18 protein-coding genes, 2 tRNA genes and 1 other RNA gene are annotated in these 25,050 nt (G+C 48.2%); 15 read left to right on the forward strand and 6 right to left on the reverse strand.

Annotation, left to right across the window (positions count from 1 at the left end):
- Nucleotides 1–66 precede the first annotated feature (66 nt).
- A tRNA-Met gene (locus QEZ41_RS03775) sits at nt 67–143 on the reverse strand.
- A gap of 61 nt (nt 144–204) precedes the next feature.
- Nucleotides 205–939, reverse strand: a complete 735-nt coding sequence (locus QEZ41_RS03780) for a phosphoadenylyl-sulfate reductase (protein ID WP_289410055.1) — start codon at nt 937–939, stop codon at nt 205–207.
- A gap of 168 nt (nt 940–1,107) precedes the next feature.
- Between QEZ41_RS03780 and thrH the strand changes: the two genes are divergently transcribed.
- Both thrH and QEZ41_RS03790 read left to right on the forward strand, forming a co-directional pair.
- Complete coding sequence (gene thrH / locus QEZ41_RS03785; protein ID WP_289410056.1) at nt 1,108–1,725, forward strand: bifunctional phosphoserine phosphatase/homoserine phosphotransferase ThrH; 618 nt, start codon at nt 1,108–1,110, stop codon at nt 1,723–1,725.
- A 91-nt stretch (nt 1,726–1,816) separates the two neighbouring features.
- Nucleotides 1,817–2,746 (forward strand): chemotaxis protein CheV, encoded by a 930-nt coding sequence (locus QEZ41_RS03790; RefSeq protein ID WP_289410164.1) that lies wholly within the window; start codon nt 1,817–1,819, stop codon nt 2,744–2,746.
- Between the two features lie 9 nt (nt 2,747–2,755).
- Here the strand turns inward: QEZ41_RS03790 and QEZ41_RS03795 are convergent, their stop codons facing one another.
- Entirely contained in the window at nt 2,756–4,675 is a 1,920-nt protein-coding gene (locus QEZ41_RS03795) for a transglycosylase SLT domain-containing protein (protein WP_289410057.1), read from the reverse strand.
- 109 nt (nt 4,676–4,784) lie between these two features.
- On the opposite strand from QEZ41_RS03795, the gene QEZ41_RS03800 reads away from it, so the two are divergent.
- From QEZ41_RS03800 to QEZ41_RS03815, 4 genes are all read left to right on the forward strand, one after another.
- A complete protein-coding gene (locus tag QEZ41_RS03800) occupies nt 4,785–6,731 on the forward strand; it encodes an ATP-binding cassette domain-containing protein (RefSeq protein ID WP_289410058.1) in 1,947 nt (648 codons plus the stop codon).
- Between the two features lie 10 nt (nt 6,732–6,741).
- Complete coding sequence (locus QEZ41_RS03805; RefSeq protein ID WP_289410059.1) at nt 6,742–7,434, forward strand: DUF6901 family protein; 693 nt, start codon at nt 6,742–6,744, stop codon at nt 7,432–7,434.
- A 498-nt stretch (nt 7,435–7,932) separates the two neighbouring features.
- On the forward strand, nt 7,933–8,409 hold the full coding sequence (locus QEZ41_RS03810) for a hypothetical protein (protein WP_289410060.1): 477 nt from the start codon (nt 7,933–7,935) through the stop codon (nt 8,407–8,409).
- Between the two features lie 152 nt (nt 8,410–8,561).
- Nucleotides 8,562–9,179 (forward strand): DUF5610 domain-containing protein, encoded by a 618-nt coding sequence (locus QEZ41_RS03815; RefSeq protein ID WP_289410061.1) that lies wholly within the window; start codon nt 8,562–8,564, stop codon nt 9,177–9,179.
- A gap of 86 nt (nt 9,180–9,265) precedes the next feature.
- Here QEZ41_RS03815 and QEZ41_RS03820 read toward each other — a convergent pair whose 3' ends face one another.
- Complete coding sequence (locus QEZ41_RS03820; protein WP_289410062.1) at nt 9,266–11,935, reverse strand: EAL domain-containing protein; 2,670 nt, start codon at nt 11,933–11,935, stop codon at nt 9,266–9,268.
- A gap of 344 nt (nt 11,936–12,279) precedes the next feature.
- Here QEZ41_RS03820 and QEZ41_RS03825 point away from each other — a divergent pair.
- The 7 genes from QEZ41_RS03825 to recR all read left to right on the forward strand — a co-directional run bounded on the left by QEZ41_RS03825 (nt 12,280) and on the right by recR (nt 17,791).
- Nucleotides 12,280–12,369, forward strand: a tRNA-Ser gene (locus QEZ41_RS03825).
- 228 nt (nt 12,370–12,597) lie between these two features.
- Nucleotides 12,598–13,371, forward strand: a complete 774-nt coding sequence (locus QEZ41_RS03830; protein WP_289410063.1) for a spermidine synthase — start codon at nt 12,598–12,600, stop codon at nt 13,369–13,371.
- 83 nt (nt 13,372–13,454) lie between these two features.
- Nucleotides 13,455–14,597 (forward strand): cation diffusion facilitator family transporter, encoded by a 1,143-nt coding sequence (locus QEZ41_RS03835; protein ID WP_289410064.1) that lies wholly within the window; start codon nt 13,455–13,457, stop codon nt 14,595–14,597.
- 138 nt (nt 14,598–14,735) lie between these two features.
- Nucleotides 14,736–14,832: signal recognition particle sRNA small type (gene ffs, locus QEZ41_RS03840), an RNA gene on the forward strand.
- A gap of 126 nt (nt 14,833–14,958) precedes the next feature.
- The gene (gene dnaX, locus QEZ41_RS03845) at nt 14,959–16,839 is read left to right on the forward strand and encodes a DNA polymerase III subunit gamma/tau (RefSeq protein WP_289410065.1); all 1,881 of its coding nucleotides are present in this window, start codon (nt 14,959–14,961) and stop codon (nt 16,837–16,839) included.
- Between the two features lie 12 nt (nt 16,840–16,851).
- Nucleotides 16,852–17,178, forward strand: coding sequence for a YbaB/EbfC family nucleoid-associated protein (locus tag QEZ41_RS03850; RefSeq protein WP_289410165.1), 327 nt, complete (start codon nt 16,852–16,854; stop codon nt 17,176–17,178).
- A 13-nt stretch (nt 17,179–17,191) separates the two neighbouring features.
- The gene (recR, locus tag QEZ41_RS03855; protein WP_289410066.1) at nt 17,192–17,791 is read left to right on the forward strand and encodes a recombination mediator RecR; all 600 of its coding nucleotides are present in this window, start codon (nt 17,192–17,194) and stop codon (nt 17,789–17,791) included.
- Between the two features lie 85 nt (nt 17,792–17,876).
- On the opposite strand, the gene QEZ41_RS03860 is transcribed toward recR, so the two are convergent.
- Nucleotides 17,877–18,002: a hypothetical protein gene (locus QEZ41_RS03860; RefSeq protein ID WP_289410067.1), complete on the reverse strand. Its 126-nt coding sequence runs from the start codon at nt 18,000–18,002 to the stop codon at nt 17,877–17,879.
- Nucleotides 17,995–19,200: an MFS transporter gene (locus QEZ41_RS03865; RefSeq protein ID WP_289410068.1), complete on the reverse strand. Its 1,206-nt coding sequence runs from the start codon at nt 19,198–19,200 to the stop codon at nt 17,995–17,997. Before QEZ41_RS03865 ends, QEZ41_RS03860 begins: the two co-directional genes overlap by 8 nt.
- A gap of 410 nt (nt 19,201–19,610) precedes the next feature.
- Between QEZ41_RS03865 and hrpA the strand changes: the two genes are divergently transcribed.
- Together hrpA and QEZ41_RS03875 are read left to right on the forward strand one after the other, a co-directional pair.
- On the forward strand, nt 19,611–23,522 hold the full coding sequence (gene hrpA, locus QEZ41_RS03870) for an ATP-dependent RNA helicase HrpA (protein WP_289410069.1): 3,912 nt from the start codon (nt 19,611–19,613) through the stop codon (nt 23,520–23,522).
- 38 nt (nt 23,523–23,560) lie between these two features.
- Complete coding sequence (locus QEZ41_RS03875; protein ID WP_289410070.1) at nt 23,561–24,700, forward strand: murein transglycosylase domain-containing protein; 1,140 nt, start codon at nt 23,561–23,563, stop codon at nt 24,698–24,700.
- The last annotated feature ends 350 nt before the right edge of the window (nt 24,701–25,050 follow it).

Genomic DNA, 25,050 nt, shown 5'->3' on the forward strand with positions numbered 1-25,050 from the left:
CAGAAACAACAAAGCCCCAGATTACGGGGCTTTGAAGACTCCAGTGGATTGCACTGGAAAGAAAGATGGTGGCTACACCGGGACTTGAACCTGGGACATCAGCATTATGAATGCTGCGCTCTGACCAACTGAGCTATGTAGCCAATGGGTGCGCATTATTCTTATCTTGCGCATACTTGTCAAGTGTTGCGGAGAAAAACTTGGTTAGTCGCGCGCTATTATATCCGCTGCATGCAGCCCGCATTCCTTTTGTTCAGCTTGCTCCCACCACCAGCGGCCTTCGCGTTCGTGCTGATTAGGCAAGATAGGGCGGGTGCAGGGTTCGCAACCAATACTGCTGTAACCTTTGCTGTGTAATGGATTATAAGGCAGCTCTAGCGCACGAATATAATTCCATACATCTTCGCTGGTCATATTGGCCAAGGGATTAAACTTATACAGTGTTTTTTCTTGGGAAGAAAAGCTGTTGTCTACTTCCACCTCGGGCAAAAAATTTCTCGTGCTAGGGCTTTGGTCTTTACGCTGGCCTGTTATCCAAGCGTCGGCCTGAGCTAGTTTCTTGCGCAATGGGGCTATTTTACGAATTGAACAGCACTCGGAATGACCGTCTTGGTAGAAGCTAAACAAGCCTTTTTGGCTGGTGAACCGCTTTAGTTCGTCGCCGTCCGGGCACAGGACCTCCAACTGCAGTGAGTAGTGGTTACGCACCTGCTCAAGAAACTGGTAAGTTTGCGAATGTAAGCGGCCAGTATCGATGGTAAACACCTTAACCTGAGGGTTAATTTTCCACGCCATATCGACTAAGACAATGTCATCTGCGCCACTAAATGAGAGCCATAACTCGTTGGGGAATTGCTCAAAAGCGGTTTTTAAAATGTGCTGTGGACTTCGCTGTTCACAGGCTTCTACTAATGAAACTAGGCGACTATTGGCTTGCATATCAATATACTGTCCAAATAAGGTAAGATAGCATCTTAGCAAAAGGCTTATGGCCTTTGAACCTATTTAGTCCCGTATTGCTAGATGTTTTAGTTATATGAATAGATAGTTGCTCCGGTGGAAAAGTCGCCGGCAAACTGTATACAGCTAATTTTTGAGGATTTATTTGTGGAAATCGCTTGCTTAGATCTTGAGGGTGTTTTAGTTCCGGAAATTTGGATTGCGTTTGCTGAAAAAACCGGTATTGAAGCGCTTAAAGCTACTACCCGAGATATACCTGATTATGATGTGCTGATGAAGCAGCGCTTACGCATTCTGGATGAGCATGGTTTAAAACTAGGCGATATTCAGGAAGTAATTTCCACGTTAAAACCTCTAGATGGTGCAGTTGAATTTATTGACTGGCTACGCGAGCGTTTCCAAGTAGTTATTTTGTCGGATACTTTTTACGAGTTTTCGCAGCCTTTAATGCGCCAGCTAGGGTTCCCTACGCTGCTATGCCACAAGCTTGTGGTTGATGAGACCGACCGCGTGGTGGACTATCAGTTGCGCCAAAAAGACCCTAAGCGTCAGTCAGTTCTAGCCTTCAAAAGCCTGTACTACCGTATTATTGCTGCCGGTGATTCTTATAACGACACCACTATGCTGTCTGAAGCGCATGCAGGTATTTTGTTCCATGCACCGGATAACGTAATCCAAGAATTTCCACAGTTTCCGGCGGTGCACACTTTTGCCGACCTGAAGCAAGAGTTTATTAAAGCATCTAATCGCAAGCTGAGCTTATAAGTTAGCGCTTTAGGTTCCTTAAGGTTTTTCTCTGCTGGTCGATATACAAATCATAGCTTTTTAATGGCAGGTGAGTGTAATGAATAAACCAATGGCAAGCGTTCTTGATTCAGTTGATCAGCGTACTCAGCTTGTAGGGGAAAACCGCTTAGAAATATTAATGTTTCGACTAAGCGGGCGTCAGCTTTTTGCGATTAACGTTTTTAAAGTGCAAGAAGTTGTGCGTTTACCAACGCTTAGAGCGATTCCGCAGCGCCACCCTCATGTGAAAGGCGTTGTTAGCTTGCGCGGGCAAACTATTCCGGTGATTGATTTGGCACAGGCCATTGGCATGCGCCCAAGCGTGATTGACGAAAACAGCACTATTATCGTGACCGAATACAATCTCTCAGTACAGGCGTTTTTGGTTAGCAGCGTTGAGCGCATTATCAACCTCAACTGGGAAGATATTCAGCCACCCCCCAGTAGCGCAGGGCGTTCGCACTACCTAACCGCGATCACTAAAGTAGAAGACAATATTGTCGAAGTGATCGATGTGGAAAAGGTGCTGTCTGAAATTGTACCCATGAATACATCGATCCCAGAAGAGCATCTTACCGATCCTTTGTTGGCCAAAGTTCAGGGACGTGAAGTGCTGATTATTGATGACTCAATGGTAGCTCTGCGCCAATTATCAGAGACGCTAACCCAGCTTGGTCTGGTCGTGCACAAAGAAACGGATGGTTTAAAAGGTATCAATCGTTTAAAAGCATGGGCCGATGAAGGACATGTGTTAACGGATAAACTGCTTATGGTGTTTACCGATGCAGAAATGCCGGAAATGGATGGTTATCGTTTAACCACGGAGATACGCAGCGATCCACGCCTAAAGGATTTATATGTGGTTATGCATACGTCTTTGTCGGGCAGTTTCAATAATGCCATGGTGCAAAAAGTGGGTTGTGATAATTTCCTGTCAAAATTCCAGCCTGACAAGTTAGTCGGAGTGATTCTTGATAGATTGAGCAGAGACCCCGACTAAGACAGCCGGTTACTCTTCAAATAGCTGCTCGTGCCACTCCACCAGTGGAGTTGGCGTCTGCAGCTTTTCTCCGTAAATCACCGAATAGGTTAAAACGTTCTGCACGTATTGGCGCGTTTCATCGAAAGGAATGGTTTCAATCCAGACATCATAAGGCAGATATTCTGCGTTTTTCAGCCACTGCCTTACTCGGCCCGGGCCGGCGTTATAAGCGGCAGTGGCTAAAATGCGGTTGCCGTTAAATTGCTTCATCATTTGATTCAGGTAGGCCGTGCCTAGCTGAATGTTGGTATCTGGATTAAGCGCCTGCTGTGGCGAACTCAGCGGGATGTTATAGCGCTTAGCTGTTTCTTTAGCTGTTCCCGGCATCAACTGCATTAGGCCCATGGCTCCAGCATGTGAGCGTACCGTAGGCATAAAAGCACTTTCTTGGCGAGTAATTGCATAAGCCCAGCTTGGATGAATACCTTGCTGCTGTGCCGCTGAGACTAAGTTGGCTTGGTAGGCTAACGGAAAACGGATATCTAGGTCATCCCAGTATTGTGCTTGCGCTAGGGTACGAATAGCTGGATTAAACCAATCTAACTCAATTGCTAGCTTAGCTTGAGCTTGCAGTTCTTCTTGGCTAAACAACCTACTTGCGTGCTGCCATTCGCGCTGTGATGCCGCAAAATCACCCAACGCATGAAGCTCGTAAGCGCGCTGAATGGCCTTGCTATTGCGAACCTTGTTCAGCGTTTTGGGGGGTACATTAACCGGCATATTATTCAGCGAATAGCTTGATTTGCTTCGGTCAGCAGCCATAAAACCATAAAAATCACGCTCTTTTGCAAGCGATTGAAATTCACTTACTGGTGCAGGCTCAAGCGGGCGGGTAATCTGCTTGCTGCGAATTTGCCAGTACCGCCAACGGTTAGTTCTGGCCAAGTCCGCAGGTAACGCGCTAATAGATTGCTCAGCCTCGTTCCACTTTCCTATACGCAGCAGTAAGCGTGCATTCCATTGTGCGACCAACTCATCAGAGAGTTGCGGATCCCAGTCGCGAATGACCTCGAGAGCGCGCGGATCAAAGCGTTTAGCTAAAATGACGCCTACGTCGCGCGCCACTTTTGCTTTCTCGTCATTTGAAAAATCAAGCTGTTTGCCATAGTGTGTCAGCAGTTCAAGCGCGTTATCGGCTTCTTCGCGAAACAAGCGTCGCAAACCAATTGAAACAATGGCGTTATTTTCCTTATTTCGTTCAGCGAAATTTTGCTTATCTTTGATAAGGCTTGGTTTTTGCGCTACATCTATAAATAACTGCGCTTTGGCTGAGTTGGGGTGTTCTTTGCTCAGAAATTTAGCCAAACCATAGTTGCGAGCCTCAACGGCTAAGGCCAGTCGTGCCCAAACCTTATCGGCTGTGCGTAAGCCTGCTTTATTCCATGCTTCAAAAATAGGATCGCAAGCATTGGGGCGCGACTCACTGCTGAGCCATAGCTTTTCCGCTATTTGGAAAGCCGCATGCTGTTGTCCTTGCTGCAGCTGAGCCTGAGCAAACCAGCAGTCAAGCTCAACCAAATTCAGCTCTGGGCTGTAGTGTTTAACAAACACCGTCCAGTTACCTTGCTTGGCCAGCATGCGCAACCACTCAAGTTTAAACATACGGATTTGCGGCAGATCACCATGCTCCAGCAAAAACGCTTCGACTTCATCTGTGTGCGCTTTGACTAAGCGCAGCTTGAGCTCGGCCATCGTTAAGTAGGGGGTTAAGGGGTAGCCGTGAAGCTTTTTTTTGTTGGCTAAATAAACAGAAGGGTTGCCAGTATCCATGGCTTTTTTTGCTTGTGCATAGAGCAAGCGTTGCTGCTCTAAACCTGTGTTTGCTTGGCTAAAGGGAACACAGGCAAACAGTGAAACGAATAAAAACAAACGAATGATGTTTCGCATAAAAACCCTGTGCAAAATACATGCTAAAGGCAGAATCAATACCCACATACTTGGGCGCAATACTATAGCACACTGTACAATATGCGCTCTGAAATTGGAGGCTAGCTCAATGACGTTGTTAAAAATGAACCAGGTATCTCTTGCATACGGTGTAACACCTTTGTTGGAGAAGGTTTCATGGCAAATTACGCGAGGTGAACGCGTATGTATTATTGGGCGTAACGGCACTGGAAAGTCCACTTTATTGCGTGTTGTTAAGGGTGAACAACAGCAGGATGAGGGTGAAGTTTGGCGTGCGCCGGGTTTAAAGATTGGTGAGTTACCGCAAGAACTGCCCGCAGCTGATGAGCGTAGTGTTTTTGATGTTGTTGCCAGCGGCTTACAAGGTGTAGGCGAGCTCTTGGCGCGCTATCAGCACCTTACCCAAAACGTCACGACCGATGCTGATTTGCAGGCTTTAATGGATGTGCAGCAGAAGCTTGAGGCATTAGATGGCTGGCGTTTACAGCAGCTGGTAGACAGCACCATCAGCCGTTTACAATTACCCGCACAGGCTAAGCTTAGCGAGTTGTCAGGTGGTTGGCGTCGGCGCGTACTTTTGGCGCAAGCTCTGGTTGCTGAGCCTGATGTGTTATTGCTGGATGAGCCCACCAACCACTTGGATATCGGCGCTATCGCTTGGCTGGAAGAAGTGCTGCTGTCGTTTAATGGTGCGGTACTGTTTATTACCCACGATCGTACTTTTTTACAGCACATTGCCACACGCATTTTAGAGTTAGACCGCGGAACCCTGTTGGACTGGGATGGTGATTACGCCAGTTTTCTTGAGCATAAAGAACAGTTACTGGCAGCCGAAGAAACAGCCAATGCGCTGTTTGATAAAAAACTGGCGCAAGAAGAGGTCTGGATTCGTCAAGGCATCAAGGCTCGCCGCACCCGTAATGAAGGCCGAGTACGCGCTTTAAAAGCACTACGCCAGGAACGCAGTCAAAGACGCGACCGCCAAGGCGTGGTCAACCTGCAAATCGGCGAAGCCAGTCGCTCAGGTAAACAGGTCATTGTGGTTAAAGACGTCAGCTTCTCTTACCCCAACGGACCCACGCTCATTGAAGATTTCTCTATGGTACTTCAGCGCGGCGACCGTATTGGTCTTCTCGGTGCTAACGGTAGCGGAAAAACAACCCTGCTAAAGCTTCTGCTAGGCAAGTTAAAGCCAACCAAAGGCAGCGTAGTGGAGGGCACTAAACTGCAGGTGGCATATTTTGATCAAATGCGTCACCAGCTAGATTTGGAAAAAACGGTAGCCGACAACGTTGCTGAAGGCAGCGACACCGTCATTATTAATGACAAGCCCAAACATATTTTAAGCTACCTAAATGACTTCTTGTTTACCCCGCAGCGTGCCCGAACCCCGGTTAAAGCGTTATCCGGCGGCGAAAGAGCACGTTTGTTGTTAGCTAAATTATTTACCCAACCCGCTAACCTGCTGGTGCTGGATGAACCAACCAACGATTTGGATATGGAAACGCTGGAGTTGCTGGAAGAAGTGTTGTTGGATTTTGAAGGTACAGTACTTATCGTGAGTCACGACCGAGCTTTTTTAGACAACGTGGTTACCAGCACACTGGTTTTTGATGGTACAGCGAAAGTACACGAATTTGTCGGCGGTTTTGATGATTGGATTCGGCAGGGTGGTAAATTGAAACTGTTGGGTATGACTGAGTCTGTGGCTACAGAAACCAACTTAAATGAAAAAACTGATCCAGCGCAAGCAACTGATAAAAGTGCTGAGACAAAGCTGCAGCAAGGGCTAAATGATGGCATAGTCACCGCCAAGAAAAAACTAAGCTACAAACTGCAACGAGAACTGGATGCTATTCCAGCTAAAATCGATGCACTAGAGCAAGAATTAGCCCAGCTGCAGCAACAAACATCAGACCCTGAATTCTATATGCAGTCGACAGACAAAACTGAGCCTGCATTGCAGCGAATGTTGGACGTTGAGCAACTCTTGGAAGAACTGCTTGAGCGCTGGGCGGAACTGGAAGATGAATAGAGGAACTTGCATGGCCGTTGAATACCGCATCACCTTTGATGATGAACATGCCTTTAGCTATAAAATCGAACTAGACCGTGAGCCGTTATTAGCCACTGAGCATATCCCGCTCAGTGACTGGACCGATTTAAATCACCAACGCTGTACAAACTGCCCTTTAGATTCAAGCAAACATAAAACCTGCCCAGCCGCTGCGGATTTACAAACGGTGGTTGAGGATTTTAAGGGGTTGCCTGCGTTTAAAAAAGCCTGGGTAAGTGTGCGCACTAATGAGCGCGAATACAGCAAGCTAGCCAATTTGGAAGAGGCAATTCGTTCGCTGCTGGGCGTAATTATGGCAACCTCAGCGTGCCCGATCCTTGGCCGTTTAAAGCCTATGGCGCACAGCCATTTACCCTTTGCAAGCAATAATGAGTTTACTCTGCGTACTATCTCCATGTATGTCATGCGCGAGTTTTTCCGTATGCATGAAGGGCAAACCCCAGACTGGCATTTAAATGACTTAACTAACGATTTCAAAGATTTGCAGCTGGTTAATCAAGCGCTATGGCATCGTATTAATGATGTATGTGCAGGGGATACCAACCTAAAAGCGCTGCTAAGTTTCTTCTCAATGGCTTCTAGCATGACGTATTCGCTTGATACTCAGCTGCAAAAAATCCGTTCACTAGTGATGGCCGACGATAACTTCGTTACACTTTAACCGTCACTTATTTAATCGCTGACTAATAAAACCCCTTGTATCTGCAAGGGGTTTTTAGTGGCACTTCGCATTTAAGGGTGTAGAAAAAATCTGGCAGCTGGAAAAAATGTCGGGGAACTTGGAAAATGTAAGCTCCCACAACAGCTGAGCCAAGCGACCGGCTGCGTGCAAACCGCTTTACTGTGGGACTGATAGCCAGGTGCTTGCTGAAGTCAGGAGAGTTTAGAAATCAGCTACACCCTTAAATGCGAAAGGCCTTTTTAGTTTGAGCCCAAGCAAACGTATAACCCACATCTCTTACGAGCCACCCCGAATTGCATAAAGCTCACGCGCGGCAGAATGACGCATCTTCACTTTTTTACGGAAGGAAGGAGTAAAGTTTTAAGCGCAAAAAGCATGCTTACTCAGCAATGCAATCAGGCAGCTTTAGGCAGGATTAAACAGGGCTTTACTCTAGCCCGCTGAACACCATCCATCATGCAAACATAGGTGAAACGTATGAAAACCAAGTTGTTGATATGTTCCATTAGCTTATCGCTTAGTGGTTTAGCTGTCGCCGGCACCCTTGAGAAACCAAATCTATCCGCAGCTTACCAAGCTAGCTTTCAGGGTGCTTGGAACAAAGCTGCAGCGGGGGAGTTGCCCGTTTATGAATGCACTCAGATTGTTGGAACTGCAACAAAAATGTTATCTGAGCCCACTACAGCTGTTGAAGCAAAGCACGCATACAAGGCGTGCTACGTTGACGCGATACTGAATTACTCTGAAGCATTTTTTAAACTCAATGCTCATGCATCAATAGAAAAAGACGGCATGCCCTACGGCTGCTCACTCTACTCACGTTATTTAAAGGGCCATGTTGTTTCTTTAGAAACCTATGCTGAACGTTTCGGTTTTAGCGCTACGCAATTAAACCACGAAATAAACACAAGGCTGCAAGAGCCTGCCTCTTTATGCCAAGTCGCATTAAATTAAGCACAAAGGCATCTTGTGATAGTCGGTGCAGCCAGTGGCTGGGTTTAGAAACTAATAGCCTGTACGCCTTTAGTTTCTAACCATTCTGCCGAAATAGGTGTAGATAAAGTCCCTTTGCAATAAAGGGATAGCACAACCACAGGAGCCATATCATGGTATCTCCAATTTCAAACAACCCTTTGTCCGATACCGGTAAATCTGCATCGAAAGCTAATCCTAAGGTTAAGCCCCAGGAGACAGTGCCGGAAGAAGCGCAAAAAGCAGCCGCAGCTAGCCCCCAAAGTCAACGTACGCAATTGGGCGCGCAAATTCTACAAGCGTCTTTGGATGTTTCTATCAGTGCCGGCAATGACGGGATGGCACTGCTATACCGCACTGCCATTGAGCACATTAATGAGCAGCTAGCCCCCGAACTAGGTCCCAACGCACTGCAGGGTGCAATGCAGCAAGACAATAGCGCAGAAGCCACGGCTGAACGAATCCTGTCACAATCAACTGCGTTTTTTGATGCCTATGCACGCCAACATCCCAATGAAGAGCCGGAAGAGGTCGTACGTAACTTTGTCAACTTAATCCGCGGTGGTTTTGAGCAAGGCTACAACGAAGCGGCCAACATCCTTAGCGGGCTAGGTGTAATGGGCGAAGGCTCCAATATCGCCGCTGAAATCGGCAAAACATTCGAGTTGGTGCAAAAAGGCTATGACGAATTCCTGCAGACTAAGCTAGAGGCATTACAAGCAGAAAAAGAGGGTGAAAACGCTGCAGAATAACTGATAGCAGTTTAGTCTAAATCCATTAACCAAAAAATCGGTCAGGGACTGTATCCACAGCTCCTAGCCGATTTATTCGTCAGCCATCAATCCGAGTTCTGCATGCTAATGAAAAATGCTTCGAATGCAGCTGCTGGTAATGGGCGAGAGAAAAGGTAGCCTTGACCGTAATCGCAGCCTATATCCAGTAATAGCTGGCGTTGTGCTTCAGTTTCGATTCCTTCGGCAATGACTTTCAGACCAAGCTTTTGCGCCATAATGACAATGGCTTCAGTTAGCACTAAATCGCTTTGCGCGGTATCAAGGTTTTGGATAAATGAGCGATCAATCTTGAGCTGATCAATGTCTAGATGTCTGAGGTAGGACAGTGCTGAGTAACCAACGCCAAAATCATCAATGGCAACATCAATCCCTGCATCACGGAACTGTAGAAGTTTATTTTTAACATCATCGTTAGCGTTAAGTAGCAATCCCTCTGTGATTTCAATGCTTAGAAACCTTGCCTCTAACTTTATCGTTTGCAAGTAAGCCAACCAATGCTCAATGTTTAATTGGTTACTTTGGAACTGCAGGGGTGACATATTTAACGAAATTTGTAACTCATGATTAAACAGTTCACACCAGCGCTTAGCTGTGGCGGCGGCTTCTCTAAATACCCAGTCGCCAATACTGACGATTAAGCCGGACTCTTCAGCCAACGGAATAAACTCAGCCGGACTAATCATGCCGCGCTCAGGGTGATGCCAACGTATCAAAGCCTCGGCCTTACAAATACGGCCAGAAACAAGTTTTGTAATCGGCTGGAAGTGCAGCTCAAACTGCTTGTTTTCGATGGCGCTGCGCATATCGTTGATCAGTTGCAGGCGATTACGAGCCTCATCGTGCAGTGCTTGGGTAAAGTAACTAAGTCGATTACGACCCAGCTCTTTAGATGCGTACATTGCTTGATCGGCGCTGCTGATTAAGAGTTCAAGATCCGTTGTGTCGTTCGGGCAGAAGGCGATACCTACGCTAGCCCCGACATAAATTGTTTTATCGCTGATCGAAAAAGGCTCTGCCAGTGCGCTGATAATTTGCTCGGCAATTTGCTCACCGTCGTTGATGTTTTTTAAGTTTGGCAAAATCACGCTGAATTCGTCACCACCCATACGCGCGACAGTATCGGTTTCCTGGACACAATTTTTGATTCGTCTTGCAGCCTGAATAAGCAGCTTGTCACCCATAGGATGGCCTAGGGTGTCGTTAACACCTTTAAAATGGTCGAGATCAATAAAGAGTAACGCGAGTAGTGCGTCTTCGTGCAAGGTCTTATGGATTTCCTGTTTTAAACGATCTTGAAACATATACCGGTTGGGTAAATCCGTCAGAAAATCATAGTTGGCTTGACGCCAAATTAACTCATCTGCATGCGCCTTACTGGTGATATCCGAGGCAACGGAGATATAGCGCAGAATGTCGCCTTTATCGTTACGAATAGCATTGGTAGTAAACCATGCTAGATATATTTCACCGTTTTTACAGCGGTTCCATACCTCCCCCTGCCAATAACCGCGCTGTGCAATACTTTCCGTCATGGCAGCGAAAAAATCAGCATCGTGACGATCTGAATGCAGAAGCACAGGGTCTTTACCGCGGATATCCTCAATACTGTAGCCTGTCAGCTTATTAAAAGCCGGGTTGCACGCGACGATTTTGTGTTCAGCATCTGTTACCAGCACGGCTTCTGAAATATTGGTGTATATGGATGACGCTAGATGAAGCTCCTCTTCAGCGCGCGCTCTATCTAAAGCAATGCCTAGCAAGTTGGCGGCACTTTCAATCAGAGCAATTTCCTGCTCGTCAGGACAGCTTGGTTTATCGCGGTAGATAGCAAAGGTTCCTAATACACTGCCGGATACGGATAAAATGGGTTCTGACCAACAGGAACCCAAACCCGCTTTAGCAGCAAAGTTTTTACTGATTTCCCAATAGGGATGAGCGCTGATGTCTTCGACAATCACACGTTGCCCCGTATAGGCAGCGGTCCCACATGAGCCGATACCTATACCAATACTAAAGCCATTAATAGCTTTGCTAAAAAACTCCGGCAGGCTAGGTGCAGCACCCGTAAAAAGGCGCTTTTTTTCTTGATCTAGAAGAAGGATTGAACACATAGACTCAGGGTAAATTGCCTCACTTAACTCGATAACATAAAGCATGATTTCATCAAGAGAGCAGCCTCTAGCCACTTTTTCCAAAGTGTGCTGGCGCATTTTTTCACGCCGTTCAGCCATTTTACGCTGAGAAACATCTTCAATTACCGAAACTGCATAGGCAAAACTAGTGTCTTTATTTCGAATTGCACGAACACTCAGGTGCGTATCAATTGCTTTACCGCTTCTACTTATAAAGCGTTTTTCCCGCGTGAATTCATCAATAGAGCCATCAATTAACTGTTGCAAAAAACTATTATCAGATTCTAGATCATCGGGGTGGGTTAGCGAGTCCCATGTCATACCTTCCAGCTCTTCGGCGGTATAGCCGAGCATATCGCAGAGTGCCTGATTAACTTCAAGCCAGTGTTTATCTGCACTACTCGCCGCCATACCCAGCATGGAACTTTCAAAATAAGCACGGTAATGTTGCTCGTTGGCACGTAAAGTTTCTAAGGTGCTTTGCCCTTGCTGTTCGCGGTCGAAGTTACCGGGAGCCGTACTCATGGTTGGCTCATTTGATTGTTTTCCTTCTTCGATTTCGCGCTCAGTTGTTTTAATCAAGATCTTTCTCGCTTTTATTGTAATTTTTATTACCAAAACGTCTGGGATTTTACTTAAAAAACTGCGAATAGCTATGAGTTGGTCGCTATGCGGCAATAATAAACAATGTAAAAGAAACTAGAACCTGTACCTAAGCACTACAGCAAAGCTATCCATGGAAAACTCATCAACAGTATGTTTCAACCGTTACTCGATATTTTCGACAGCTACTATCGCATGCGCCAGAGGTGGCCCAAGCTAATACGCTGCTCTGCATGTATGATAAACAGCAAGGCGTTAACTATTTGCATTTCCAGCTGTTGTGCAGTATATTGCGCGCCTGTTGAGTAGCGCTCAACTTTTGCGGTGAAGTGTCCGAGTGGCTGAAGGAGCACGCCTGGAAAGCGTGTATACGGGTAACCGTATCGAGAGTTCGAATCTCTCCTTCACCGCCATATTTTATTTTAAATCCCTGATTATCCAGGGATTTTTTTTTGCCTAAATCCTGGTTATATCCTCATAAGCGCTATATTTTAGCCTTAAGACGACGTTAAATATTTATTAAGCTGCACAGCGCTTATGCTATAGCTTTGGTTATAAAAACAGGGCTGTAGAAACACGGGCACCTTGCGTTTTACTTGGTTAGTCGACATATTCAAAGACTTCTTAGGTGTGGTTTGAATATGAATTTAAAATTTTTAGGGTGTAGAAAGGTTTTAATTGATCAATGCGAGGATAGCTACGGTCGCATTGCTGTGGATGCTATTGCTGGTTATAGATTTTTAGTGTTTGGTGAGAATGTAGAGCAAAGTTGCGTCAAAGTGGATAATCCGGCATGGCTGGAGTATCAATATACACGGGCGATGTTGCTGGGTGGGCTTTGTCATCCCTCGCCAGAAAGCGCTTTATTTTTAGGTTTGGGCTCAGGCGTTCTAACCCAGGCCTGTATGCTAGCTTTGCCGAGCCTGTATGACATCGAGGTAATTGAGCTACGTCCTGACGTGGTACGAATGGCTTCACAGCACCTTGGCTTTAATGCAGAGGATGAGCGTTTAACCTTGCGTTATGGTGATGCAATGGAGCTATTACAAACAGCAGAGCAGGCCGATTTGATTTTTATGGACCTCTATGATGAGAATGGTCCGGCGCGCGGTCATTTAGCATGGAAGTTTTTACAAGACTGCCGCGACAAGTTAAGCGAAAACGGCTGGTTGATAATTAATCAGTGGGCTACTGCGGATTACCAACCGTTGGCAGCAGCTTTGCTGCGCGGTGTGTTTGAGCATCATTATTGGGAGATCCCAGTAAAAGAGGGAAACGTTATTTTATTAGTCCCAGCCAGTCTCGAGCAAGACATACCTTTAGCCGAGCTCAGGCAGCGTGCAAAGCAGCTAACAAAAACATTAGGCTATAGGCTGGCTAGTGTTGTTGAGCGCATTCGAGCGCCTATTCTTTAGTTATTTGCGCGCAAGGACTGGTCGTCGCTTTGAAAATATACTCGGGTCACTTAGCTGTATTCAAATTAAGTAGGTAAGAATCAATGTCTTCTAAAAAACGTGCAAAAGAACGCCAAAAGGCTATGCGTCGCACCAGTCTTGTTGGCGCAGTCGTCAATCTAGCTTTAACCATTGGTAAAGTAATTTTCGGTATTGTGGGTCAGTCTCACGCGTTGATAGCTGATGGTGTGCACTCTTTGGCTGATTTGAGCACTGATTTGATGGTGTGGTTTGCCGCCAAGTACAGCAATCAGCCCGCTGATGAAGATCACCCCTATGGTCATGCGCGCATTGAAACCATGTTTACCGTAGCTTTAGGTGTCGTGCTTATTGTCACCTCTGTAGGGATTGCTTGGGACTCTGCGGAACGCTTATTGAATCCAAGCTTATTATTACAGCCTACGCCTATTGTTTTATTAATTGCTTTTATTTCTATTCTGGCCAACGAAGGGCTGTATCAGTACACCATGATCGCCGCGCGCAAGCACCGCTCATCACTGCTGAAAGCCAATGCGTGGCACCACCGTTCAGATGCGATTTCATCCGTTGTTGTACTGCTGGGTGTGGCCGGTAGCTTATTGGGCTTAACTTACCTTGATGCATTTGCGGCAGCAGTGGTAGCCTTTATGATTGCAAAGATTGGCTGGGAACAGGCTTGGAACTCAATCCGTGAGCTGATTGATACTGGTCTTGATGCTAAGCAGGTTAGCGCCATCAAAAAGCTGATTAAAAATATTGATGGTGTGCATGGCGTGCATATGCTGCGTACGCGGCGCATGGGGGGAAGCTCTATTGTTGATGTGCATATTCAAGTGGATGATTTTTTAAGCGTATCTGAAGGGCATCGTATTTCTGAACATGTGCGTCATATACTACTGGAATCCAATAAAGACATCGTAGATGTTGTGATTCATATTGACCCTGAAGATGATGAGGTGTCAGACCCAAGCAGTAAACTACCGTTACGCAGCGAGGTGCTTAAGGACTTGCGTAGCGTCTGGCAGGAAGACATTGAGTACCTGGATATGGAAAAAGTCGTGCTGCATTACCTTAATGGTCAAATCCATATTGAAGTTTTTGACCGTGCTGAGCCGGCACCCGAAGTCAGTGAGCGTTTGGTTGAAAAAGCACAGCAGCTTACATACGTAGGCCGTGTCAGCTGGTACTGTCCGCTAAGTCGGCGCTGAGTTCTAACCAAGTTCTTTCGCTGGTTTACTCGATTTTTATTAAGGTTTGAACGTAAAAACATTTACTGAGCTTGTAAAATTCGTCTAACGAAGTACAATGCATGCGCGCCCTATCTGGGCGATCTTCGATGGTGACTCTGTCGGTCCCTTCGCAACGATTATCCGTGAACCCGGTCAGGCCTGGAAGGGAGCAGCCGTAGCGGAGACATTGTGTGCCGAGGTGTGGCTGGCGGGGTCACCTCCAATCTTGCATTTATTGCGCATCTCATTATTTTTAATCTTAAAACCCATCTCTAAGCATGCATTTTTTCGTCTGCTCCGTTAGCATGTACGCTCGAAAAAATCTTAACATGGGGCGTTCATGAGTTATCAGGTGTTGGCACGCAAATGGCGGCCGCGTTCTTTCCGTGAAATGGTTGGTCAAGGGCATGTGTTAAAAGCATTGATTAATGCTCTAGACAGCCAGCGGCTGCACCATGCTTATCTGTTTACGGGTACGCGCGGCGTAGGAAAAACCACTATTGCGCGGATTATGGCTAAGTGCCTGAACTGTGAGCAAGGGGTTAGCTCTACTCCCTGTGGTGTGTGTTCCATTTGTCGTGAAATTGACGAAGGGCGCTTTGTCGATTTAATCGAAGTGGATGCAGCCAGCAAAACCAAGGTCGAAGATACCCGCGAACTGCTTGATAACGTGCAGTATATGCCCAGCCGTGGCCGTTATAAGGTGTACCTGATTGACGAGGTACACATGCTCTCTACCAGCTCGTTTAACGCCTTGTTAAAAACTCTGGAAGAACCACCGCCGCACGTTAAATTCTTACTGGCTACCACCGATCCGCAAAAATTACCGCCTACGGTGTTGTCGCGTTGCTTACAGTTTTCCTTAAAAAACATGCCCCCCGAATCTATCGTCGGGCATTTAAGCCATGTACTGGCTAGCGAAAATATTCCTTTTGAAGAACAAGCGCTATGGCTGCTAGGTCGAGCTGCTGATGGCTCTATGCGCGATGCCATGAGCTTGACAGATCAAGCCGTGTCTTTTGGTGAAGGTAAAGTGCTGGCGGAAGATGTACGCGCCATGCTGGGTACTCTAGACCAAGGACAGGTATTCAGCATTGCGAGCGCTTTATTAGCTGGCGATGCTCAGGCAATGCTCCAAGCCATTGCTGAGCTGGCAGAGCAGGGACCAGATTGGCAGGGTGTGCTAGCGGAGCTGTTAGGCGTGCTGCATCGCGTGGCGATTGCGCAGGTGATGCCCAACGCCATAGACAATGGTCAGGGCGATAAAGAGCAGATATTACAGCTTGCCCAAGCCATGCCCGCAGAAGACACTCAGTTTTATTATCAGGTGGCATTGATGGGGCGGCGTGACTTGCCATTATCCCCTGATCCGCGTGATGGTTTTGAAATGGTCATGTTGCGCATGCTAGCGTTCCGGCCCGCGAGTTTACCGGGTGCGCCGAGCACCCCACTGGTTTTTAACCAGCCGAAGTCATCAGAACCTGTGATGGCTTCGGCGCCGCCGCCAGCACCCGCGCAGACTGAGCCAGCAGCGCCACTTGCGCCTGAGCCTATTGTAACGGCAGAGCAGTCTACGTCACCAGAGCAGCCCGAAGAGCGCCCAGAGCCTGCTATAGAGCTCGATGTGCCCCCGGTAGAAACGACGGTGCTGGACAATTTGCCCGAAACGTTGGAAGCGCCTCCTGAGACTGTTAATTATGCTGAAGAAGAAAGGGAGCTTGATGATGAACAAGACATACCCGACTACAGTTATCTAGATTACGTAGAATCGCAGTCAGCTACTGATTCAATTCCAGAGGGTGATTTAAAGCCACATATCCCACCGGCCACCGGTTTGGCGGCTCGCTGGATTAGTCTATGTCAGCAACTGGACATCTCCGGCATGACAGCCAATATCGCTAGAAATTGCGCGTTGATAAAAGAAGAGGGCAATACCTGGTTGCTGCATCTTGATAGTGAACAGAGTGCACTCTTTAATGAAACACAGCAAAAGCGTATCAATGAGGCAGTCAACACTCAGCTAGGTCAAGAAATTCAATTGCAAGTTGAAATAGCGCCACTGACGGTAGAAACACCAGCTTTGGATTTAGCACGTAAACGAGCACAGCAACAACTTGATGCTGTGGCCTCATTAGAGCAAGATCCACTTATCCAAGCATTCAAGCAAGAATTAGGCGCTGTTTTTTGCGCTGAAAGTATAAAACCCATTAACCCAATTTAATTTGAGGACTCTATTATGAAAGGCGGTATGGCAGGCCTGATGAAACAGGCGCAAATGATGCAGGACAAGATGCAAAAAATGCAGGAAGAACTTGCCAATGCAGAAGTGACAGGCGAGTCTGGTGCAGGCATGGTTTCTGTGGTTATGACGGGGCGTCATGATGTGCGCAGAGTCAGTATAGATGACAGTTTGTTGGAAGAAGATAAAGAAATTTTAGAAGACCTTATTGCGGCGGCAGTAAATGATGCGGTGCGCAAAATCGAACAACGCAACGAGCAAGCTATGTCGGGTATAACGGCTGGAATGCAGTTACCACCCGGCTTTAAGATGCCGTTTTAGTTGAGTTTTTTCTATGTCCTTTAGTCCCGCTATTCGTGAGCTTGTAGAAGCGTTTCGTACCCTGCCAGGTGTTGGGCAAAAAACTGCCCAGCGCATGGCGCTGTATATTTTAGAGCGCAACCGTGCTGGCGGTGAACGCTTATCCCAAGCTTTGCAAACGGCTGTAGAACAGGTTGGACATTGCAATGAGTGTCGTACCTTAAGTGAGACAGATTTATGTCCAATCTGCGCGGATGAGCGACGAGACACAGGTTTGCTTTGCATTGTACAAGGACCGCTGGATGTGTTTGCTTTAGAGCAGACGGGCTACAAAGGGCGCTATTTTGTGCTGAAAGGTCATCTGTCTCCCTTAGATGGCCTTGGCCCAGAGGCCATCGGCATCCCTGAATTATTAAGGCATATTGATACGCATCAGTACACCGAGGTTATCTTGGCTAATAACCCAACGGTGGAAGGCGAGGCAACAGCGCATTACATCGCACAATTGCTACAAGATAAGCCACTGAGTCTGACACGTTTAGCTCAGGGTATGCCGATGGGTGGCGAGCTGGAAATGGTCGATGGTGGCACATTGATTCAAGCGTTTGCTGGGCGCAAGCCGGTGCAGTTTTAAGTTAGGCCTGCTCGATGTGTTCAGAACTTTGGGCTTTAGCAGGTGCGCACAATGAGGCGACACAGCAGCTAAGTATGCCGCAGTGCTAACAAAACCCCAGACTGGTTTGCAGTGCCGCCAAACCCATCTTTGACCAGCCCCACCAACTAAGCACTAGCAGGGCAGTCATCAGCAAGATAACTAAGGCCCAATACAGCTGTTTTTTACGCATTGCTTTGCTCCACAGGCAGCTCGCGGATAGACCAGTTTAAGGCTGCAGCGATAAGGCTTAGCGCAATAGACACGTACCAAACCATGTCATAACTGCCACTCACATCATAACCCCAGCCGCCGAGCCAGCCGCCCACAAAAGAACCTAACTGGTGAAACAAAAAAGCTATGCCGGTGAGCATCGACAAGTGGCGCACGCCGAACAGGGTCGCAATAGTACCGTTGGTTAAAGGCACCGTAGATAGCCACAACAGCCCCATGGCAATGCCGAACAAGTAGGCAGACAGCGCACTTACTGGCAAAAACACAAACAAGCTAATTACTACAGTGCGCAGCAAATAAATCCACACCAGCAGTCTAGGTTTAGAATAGCGACCACCCAGCCAGCCGGCAGTCCAGGTGCCTGCAATGTTAAACAACCCTACTAAAGCCAGTACCGCTGTGCCTACCTGTGCAGACAGTTGCTGATCCAATAGATAAGAGGGCAGGTGCACGCCAATAAAAACCACCTGAAAACCACACACTAAATACCCCATGCACAGCAGCCAAAAAGGCGTGTGACGAGCAGCTTGTTTGAATGCTGCTGCCACTGATGTTTTTGCCGTAGCAACACCGCTGGGTACGCTTTCTCGCAGCATCCAACTTACCGGCAGCAATAAAGCCACTAATACCGCACACACCAGTAAGGCAGCCGACCAGCCCAGCCACTCAATTAAACCTAAAGTGCCTGGTAGCATGGCAAACTGACCAAATGAGCCGGCAGCGCTAGCGATGCCCATTGCCATGCTACGTTTCTCTGGCGCAACACTACGGCCAACGGCTGAAAGCAGGATAGGGAATGATGTACCTGATAAACCAAACCCTATTAATAAGCCGCTGCTGATAATCAGGCTGGTTGAATCCGTTGCGTGGGCCATCATAAATAATCCCAGCGCGTAGATGCTGGCGGTAATGATGACGGTGATGCGCGTACCGTAGCGATCAGCAAACATACCCACAAAAGGTTGCGCTACGCCCCAAACTAAGTTTTGCATGGCAATGGCAAAAGCAAAAATCTCGCGCCCCCAGCCGAACTCTAGGCTCATGGGGTTTAGAAACAAACCAAACGCATGACGCACGCCAAGTGACACCGCTAAAATTATTGCGCTGCCGAGTAATAACAAGAAAATACTGTGTTTAGTGTTATTCGGGGTGGACATAAAAACTCGTTTTATAGGTTAGAAAAGCACTAGTAGGTATATTTCAACAGAAAACTGCAGATGCTGCACTGCTTATTGCCTGTCATGTTTTTGTTGGAACCCAGCCTCTAGACCAGAGCGCTTTATTGTAGGAGCGCAACTCTTGCGCGATGGGACTTTCAGCCAGCTCAAAAACCAAGTTTATGCAAATATTAACAGGCAAGGCTTGTTGGAGAGTTCAGTTTCTGGGTGAGGCAGGATATAAGGCTGGCATTAAGTGCTGCCGGTTAATCAATCGCGCATAAGATGCGCTCCCACAAAAGCTGTGCTCAGCCTCTAGACCAGAGCGCTTTATTGTAGGAGCGCAACTCTTGAGCTCCAACAGGTTCGATAAATGCTAGACTAGCGCACAATTTTTTTCGGATTTTAATGTGCAACACGCAGACTTTAAACAGCTTTCACAGCAAATAAATCAAGCGCTCTGCAAGGATCAGTACGCTTTACAGCGTCAGTTAGGTCAACTCAAGCGCCGGCCCAACGAGCAAGAATTCAACCAGTGGCAACAACGCCTCGAACGCTCGCTTGCCACCGTACAAACACGCCAAGCCAGCTTCCCAGTCATCAGCTATGACGAACAGCTGCCGATTGCCGAGCACCGCGAAGCCATTAAAGAAGCGTTAAGTAAGCATCAGGTGTTGGTGATTGCCGGTGAAACCGGTTCGGGCAAAACCACGCAGCTGCCCAAGCTCTGCTTAGAGTTAGGCCGCGGGGCGCAAGGCTTGATTGGCCACACCCAGCCCAGACGCCTAGCAGCACGCAGCGTAGCAAGCCGTATTGCAGAGGAGCTTAATACACCGCTCGGTGGCGTGGTAGGTTATCAGGTGCGTTATGAGGACCACAGTGATGACAACACTCTAGTCAAACTGATGACGGACGGCATCTTACTGGCCGAAACCGCCCGCGATCGTTTTTTGCACCGCTACGACACTCTAATTATCGATGAAGCCCACGAACGCAGTCTGAATATCGACTTTCTGCTCGGCTACATCAAAAATATTCTGCCCAAACGCCCCGACTTAAAAGTCATTATCACTTCAGCCACCATTGATCTGCAGCGCTTTTCCGAGCATTTCGATAATGCGCCTATCATTGAAGTGTCAGGCCGCACCTATCCGGTCGAAACCTGGTACCGCCCGCTGTTGGCCGAACGCGATGAGGACGGGCAAACACAAGAAGAAGACCTGAGCATTGAACAAGGCATTGTCCGCGCGCTGGCTGAGATTACCGATTACGAGCGCAGCCAAAAACGCCTCCCCGGTGATGTACTGGTGTTTTTGCCCGGTGAGCGAGAAATCCGCGAGTGCGCTGAGGTGTTGCGCAAAGCCGAGTTAAAACACACGCTTATTTTGCCGCTGTATGCGCGGCTCTCGCCCAGTGAGCAACAAAAAATCTTTCAGCCACAAACAGGGCGCAAGGTAGTGCTCGCTACCAACGTGGCCGAAACCTCGCTGACTGTGCCCGGCATTCGTTATGTCATCGACAGCGGCACCGCCCGCATCAGCCGCTACAGCTACCGTGCTAAAATTCAGCGTTTACCCATCGAAGCCATTTCCCAAGCCAGCGCCAATCAGCGGCAGGGCCGTTGTGGTCGGGTTGAGGCGGGTATTTGCATACGTTTATACAGTGAAGAAGATTTTCTTAATCGCCCAGAGTTTACCGATCCGGAAATCCTGCGTACCAACCTTGCGGCTGTTATTTTACAAATGCTGCATTTGCGTTTGGGCGCGATTGAAGACTTCCCATTTCTTGAGCCGCCAGAAGGTCGTGCTATCAGCGATGGCTTTACCATCTTGCAAGAGCTGCAAGCTGTTAGCCTGCAAGGTGAGCTCACGGCGCTGGGTCGACAGTTAGCGCGCCTGCCGATAGATCCAAGGGTAGGGCGCATGCTGCTAGCTGGTGCCGAGCACGGCAGTTTACGTGAGGTGCTTATCGTGGCCAGCTCATTGTCTGCACAGGATGTGCGTGAGCGTCCAGCGGATAAACAGCAGGCCGCTGACCAAGCCCATGCGCAGTGGAAAGACCCTGATTCTGATTTTGCCGCTATTATTAATCTGTGGCGTGACTTTGAAGAACAACGACTTGCTTTAGGGGCTTCGGCCTTGCGCCGTTGGTGTCGCAGCCAGTTTGTTAACTACCTGCGTCTGCGCGAGTGGCGCGATGCCCATCGACAACTGACCTTAATTTGTCGCGAATTGAAACTACCCTTTAATGACCAAGTCGCTGACTATGATGCGCTGCATAAAGCGTTGTTGCCCGGTTTGCTCAGCCATATCGGGCAGAAAACCGAAGACAACGATTATCTCGGCGCGCGTCAACGTCGCTTTCTGATTCATCCCTCCAGTGGTTTGGGGCGCAAACGCCCACAGTGGCTCATGGCGGCTGAACTGGTCGAAACCACAAGGCTCTACGCGCGCATGGTGGCACGAATTGATCCAGTGTGGGCGGAGCAGGCTGGCGAGCACCTGATTAAACGTACTTATCTGGAGCCACACTGGGAAAAGCGCCGCGGTCAGGTGGTGGCTTATGAGCAAATCACGCTCTACGGCCTGATTCTAGTCGGACGCCGCGCTGTGCATTATGGACCGCTGGACCCCGTATTAAGTCGCGAGCTGTTTATCCGTGAAGGCTTAGTCGGTGGCGACATTATCAGCCGTGCGCGCTGTTTGCGTGCAAACCGTGAACTGCTGGCCACGCTCGACAAGCTCGAAGCCAAGGCACGCCGGCGTGATATTTTGGCCGATGATGAAACCCTGTTTGCGTTTTATGATCGCCATGTTCCAGCGGATATTTACCAAACTACCAGTTTTGAGCGCTGGTACAAACGTGGCAGCGCTAAGCAAGCCGATCTGCTGATCATGACCGAAGCGGATGCCTTGCAGCGTGAGGCCAGCGAAGTCACGGGAGGGAAGTATCCTGACCACTTAGAATGGAATGGTTTGCAGTTGCCGCTAAGCTACGAGTTTGATCCCAGTCATCCGCGCGATGGCGTCACGCTCAGTGTACCTGTGCCCGTTTTACTGCAAATTCCACAAAGTCGTTTGCACTGGCTAGTGCCAGGAATGCTAGAAGAATTATGCATTGCCTTGGTGCGACAACTGCCTAAAGCCATCCGTAAAAACTTTGTTCCCGTACCGGACTTTGTCCGTGCGGCACTCGACAACATGCCCTTTGCTGAGGGCGAATTGACTGAGGTGTTAGCGCACCAATTATTGCGGATGACAGGCGTAAAAATTCCAGAAGATACGTGGAAAAACGCTTTTAACAACCTCGACAATCACTTGAGAATGAACGTTGAAGTTCTTGATGCAAAAGGAAAATGCTTAGGCGAGAGCCGTGACTTTTCTGCTTTGACCAGCCAATTTGGCGAGGCCAGTCAGACCGCGCTAGCTGAGTTGAAAAGTCAACAAAAGGACAACGCACCCGCCGAATTGGATGTGGCTGATTTCAAGCTTGAAGACTACCAGCAACAACAAATTGCCGGCCTGAGCATGACCGTCTATCCCGCCTTGGTGGAGCAAGAAGGGGTGGTGCAGCAAAGCCAGTTTGCCAGCCAAGTCCAAGCCGATTATGAACACCGCCGTGCTGTACAGCGCTTACTGGTGCAGCAGTGGGCCGAGCCGTGCAAATACATTCGTGAACAGCTTGGCAAGGACAATCAGCTGGCATTGCTCTATCGAGAGTTAGGACGCATTGAAGCGCTTAGCGAGGATGTGATGCTGGCTTGTGCTGAAGCACTGGTTCTGTCTGGGTTAGATAAGCTGCCGCGTGATTCAACCCAGATTATGCAGCTGGCTGAACAACATCGCGGCGCGGTAGTAGAGCAGAGCGAACAGCTAGTTAAGCGCCTGAAAGATATTCTGCAGCGTTGGCATGAGCTGAAAAAACGCCTTAAAGGCCGCATAGACCTTAGCATGGCCGTGGCGCTGAATGACATTAAAAGCCAGCTTGGTGGTTTGATTTATCCCGGCTTTGTTCGCGACACACCTAATCAATGGCTGCAAGAGTACCCACGTTACTTAAAAGCCATCGCCCATCGGCTTGATAAACTGGGCGCGCAATTGCAAAAAGACCGTGTCTGGACGCTGGAGCTCAGCGGCTACCTAGAAAAACTACAGCAGAAGCAAAGCAAGCATCAAAAAGAAGGCAAGCACGACCCTGAACTGCTGCTGTATCGCTGGATGCTGGAAGAGTACCGCGTCTCGTTGTTTGCTCAGCAGCTCGGCACCAAAATACCGGTGTCCGATAAGCGCATGGCCAAACAGTGGGCGCAGACGCTCGACTAGAGGTTGCGTGATACAAGTGAGTATGAATAAATAGAGCCATGAATAGACGCCAACTATTACAGCTTCTAGCCTTAAGCCCGCTAGTCACCTTAGTCGCATGTAAGCCTCAGCAGGTTCGCCGCTCAGTTGATGTGGGTCGACGAGTGGCACAAGGTGAACTCAAAGGCGCCATCGGCAGCCAGATTCCCTCCACAGGCATTCCGGAAGTCGACAGATTAGTCCGTGGGCAGCTTGAGCAATTGGCCAATAAGCTGGCTAAAAAGTGGGGCGACAAGCGGGTTGCCAGCAAAACCGAATACGTAAAATACAGCGATAAATACCAAACCCGTGCGGTGGTTAACTTTGATACGGGCGTGATTCGTGTGGAAACCATTGAAAAGAAAGATGCTAAAGCCAAGCTTGAGCAAGCTATCATTAGCACCTTATTAGCGCCTAGCGACCCATCTGGAGTGGACTTACTCAGCGACAAAGCGGTCAACATAGGCGCAGAACCCTTCTTACATGGTTTGGTCGTTGACCATCAAGGTCAAGCCATACGCTATGAGTGGCGAGCAGGGCAGTACGCCAAACATCTTCTGGCTAATGCCTATCAGCAGGATAAGTACAAAGGCAAAACCCGCTACTTCGTTAGCTTTGCCATGGTGCAAAACCATCATGCTAACTCACAGCACAAGTACGCCAGTTATGTGGCGCAGAATAGTCGCCGCTTTAAGGTTAAAAGCTCACTGATTTACGCGATTATGGAAGCGGAAAGTAGCTTTAATCCCTATGCCATCAGCCATGTGCCGGCCTATGGTTTGATGCAAATCGTGCCCACCACAGCGGGGCGTGATGCGCACCAGCTGATTTATAACAGGCCCGGAACACCCAGCAAAGACTATCTATTTATGCCGCAAAACAACATTCAGATGGGTGCTGCTTATTTGTCGATTTTAAATGACCGCTATTTAGCGCGAGTCACTCATCCGCTGTCGCGTGAATACTGCGTGATTGCCGGTTACAACACCGGTAGCGGTAATGTACTGAAAGCCTTCCACAGCAACCGCGATCAAGCCTTTGCCCAGATTAACCGCCTAAGCCCGGCGCAGGTTTATAACCAGCTAGTTGCCAAGCTGCCTTACGCCGAAACACGCCGTTACCTTCCCAAGGTTACCCAGTACCAACGTAAATACAGCTAAAAACTCCTATTGGAGCGCAGCTCCTGCAAATATTAACAGGCAAGGCTTGTTGGAGCCCAGCATCTGGGCGATTAGCATTAACCCTTCATACTTAAGCGTCAACATTAACCCCAATCGCGCATAAGATGCGCTCCCACGAGAGCGGTTTAGCCCGTGCAATTGCTGTGGGCTGCTTCTGTGAAGTGCTTCTGTGGGAGCGCAACTTTTGCGCGATGGGTCCTTCAGTCATTTCACAGGCCAATTACAGGGACTGGCTCTTCCAAAACCAGTAAAAAACTCATAGACAACGGCTTGCTTTAGCTATTGCAGTATGTTTGCAAATAATAACTATGCACAGCTAAAAGTTAGCT

It is taken from the genome of Thiopseudomonas acetoxidans (genome assembly GCF_030362935.1).
GTDB classification, from domain to species: domain Bacteria; phylum Pseudomonadota; class Gammaproteobacteria; order Pseudomonadales; family Pseudomonadaceae; genus Thiopseudomonas; species Thiopseudomonas acetoxidans.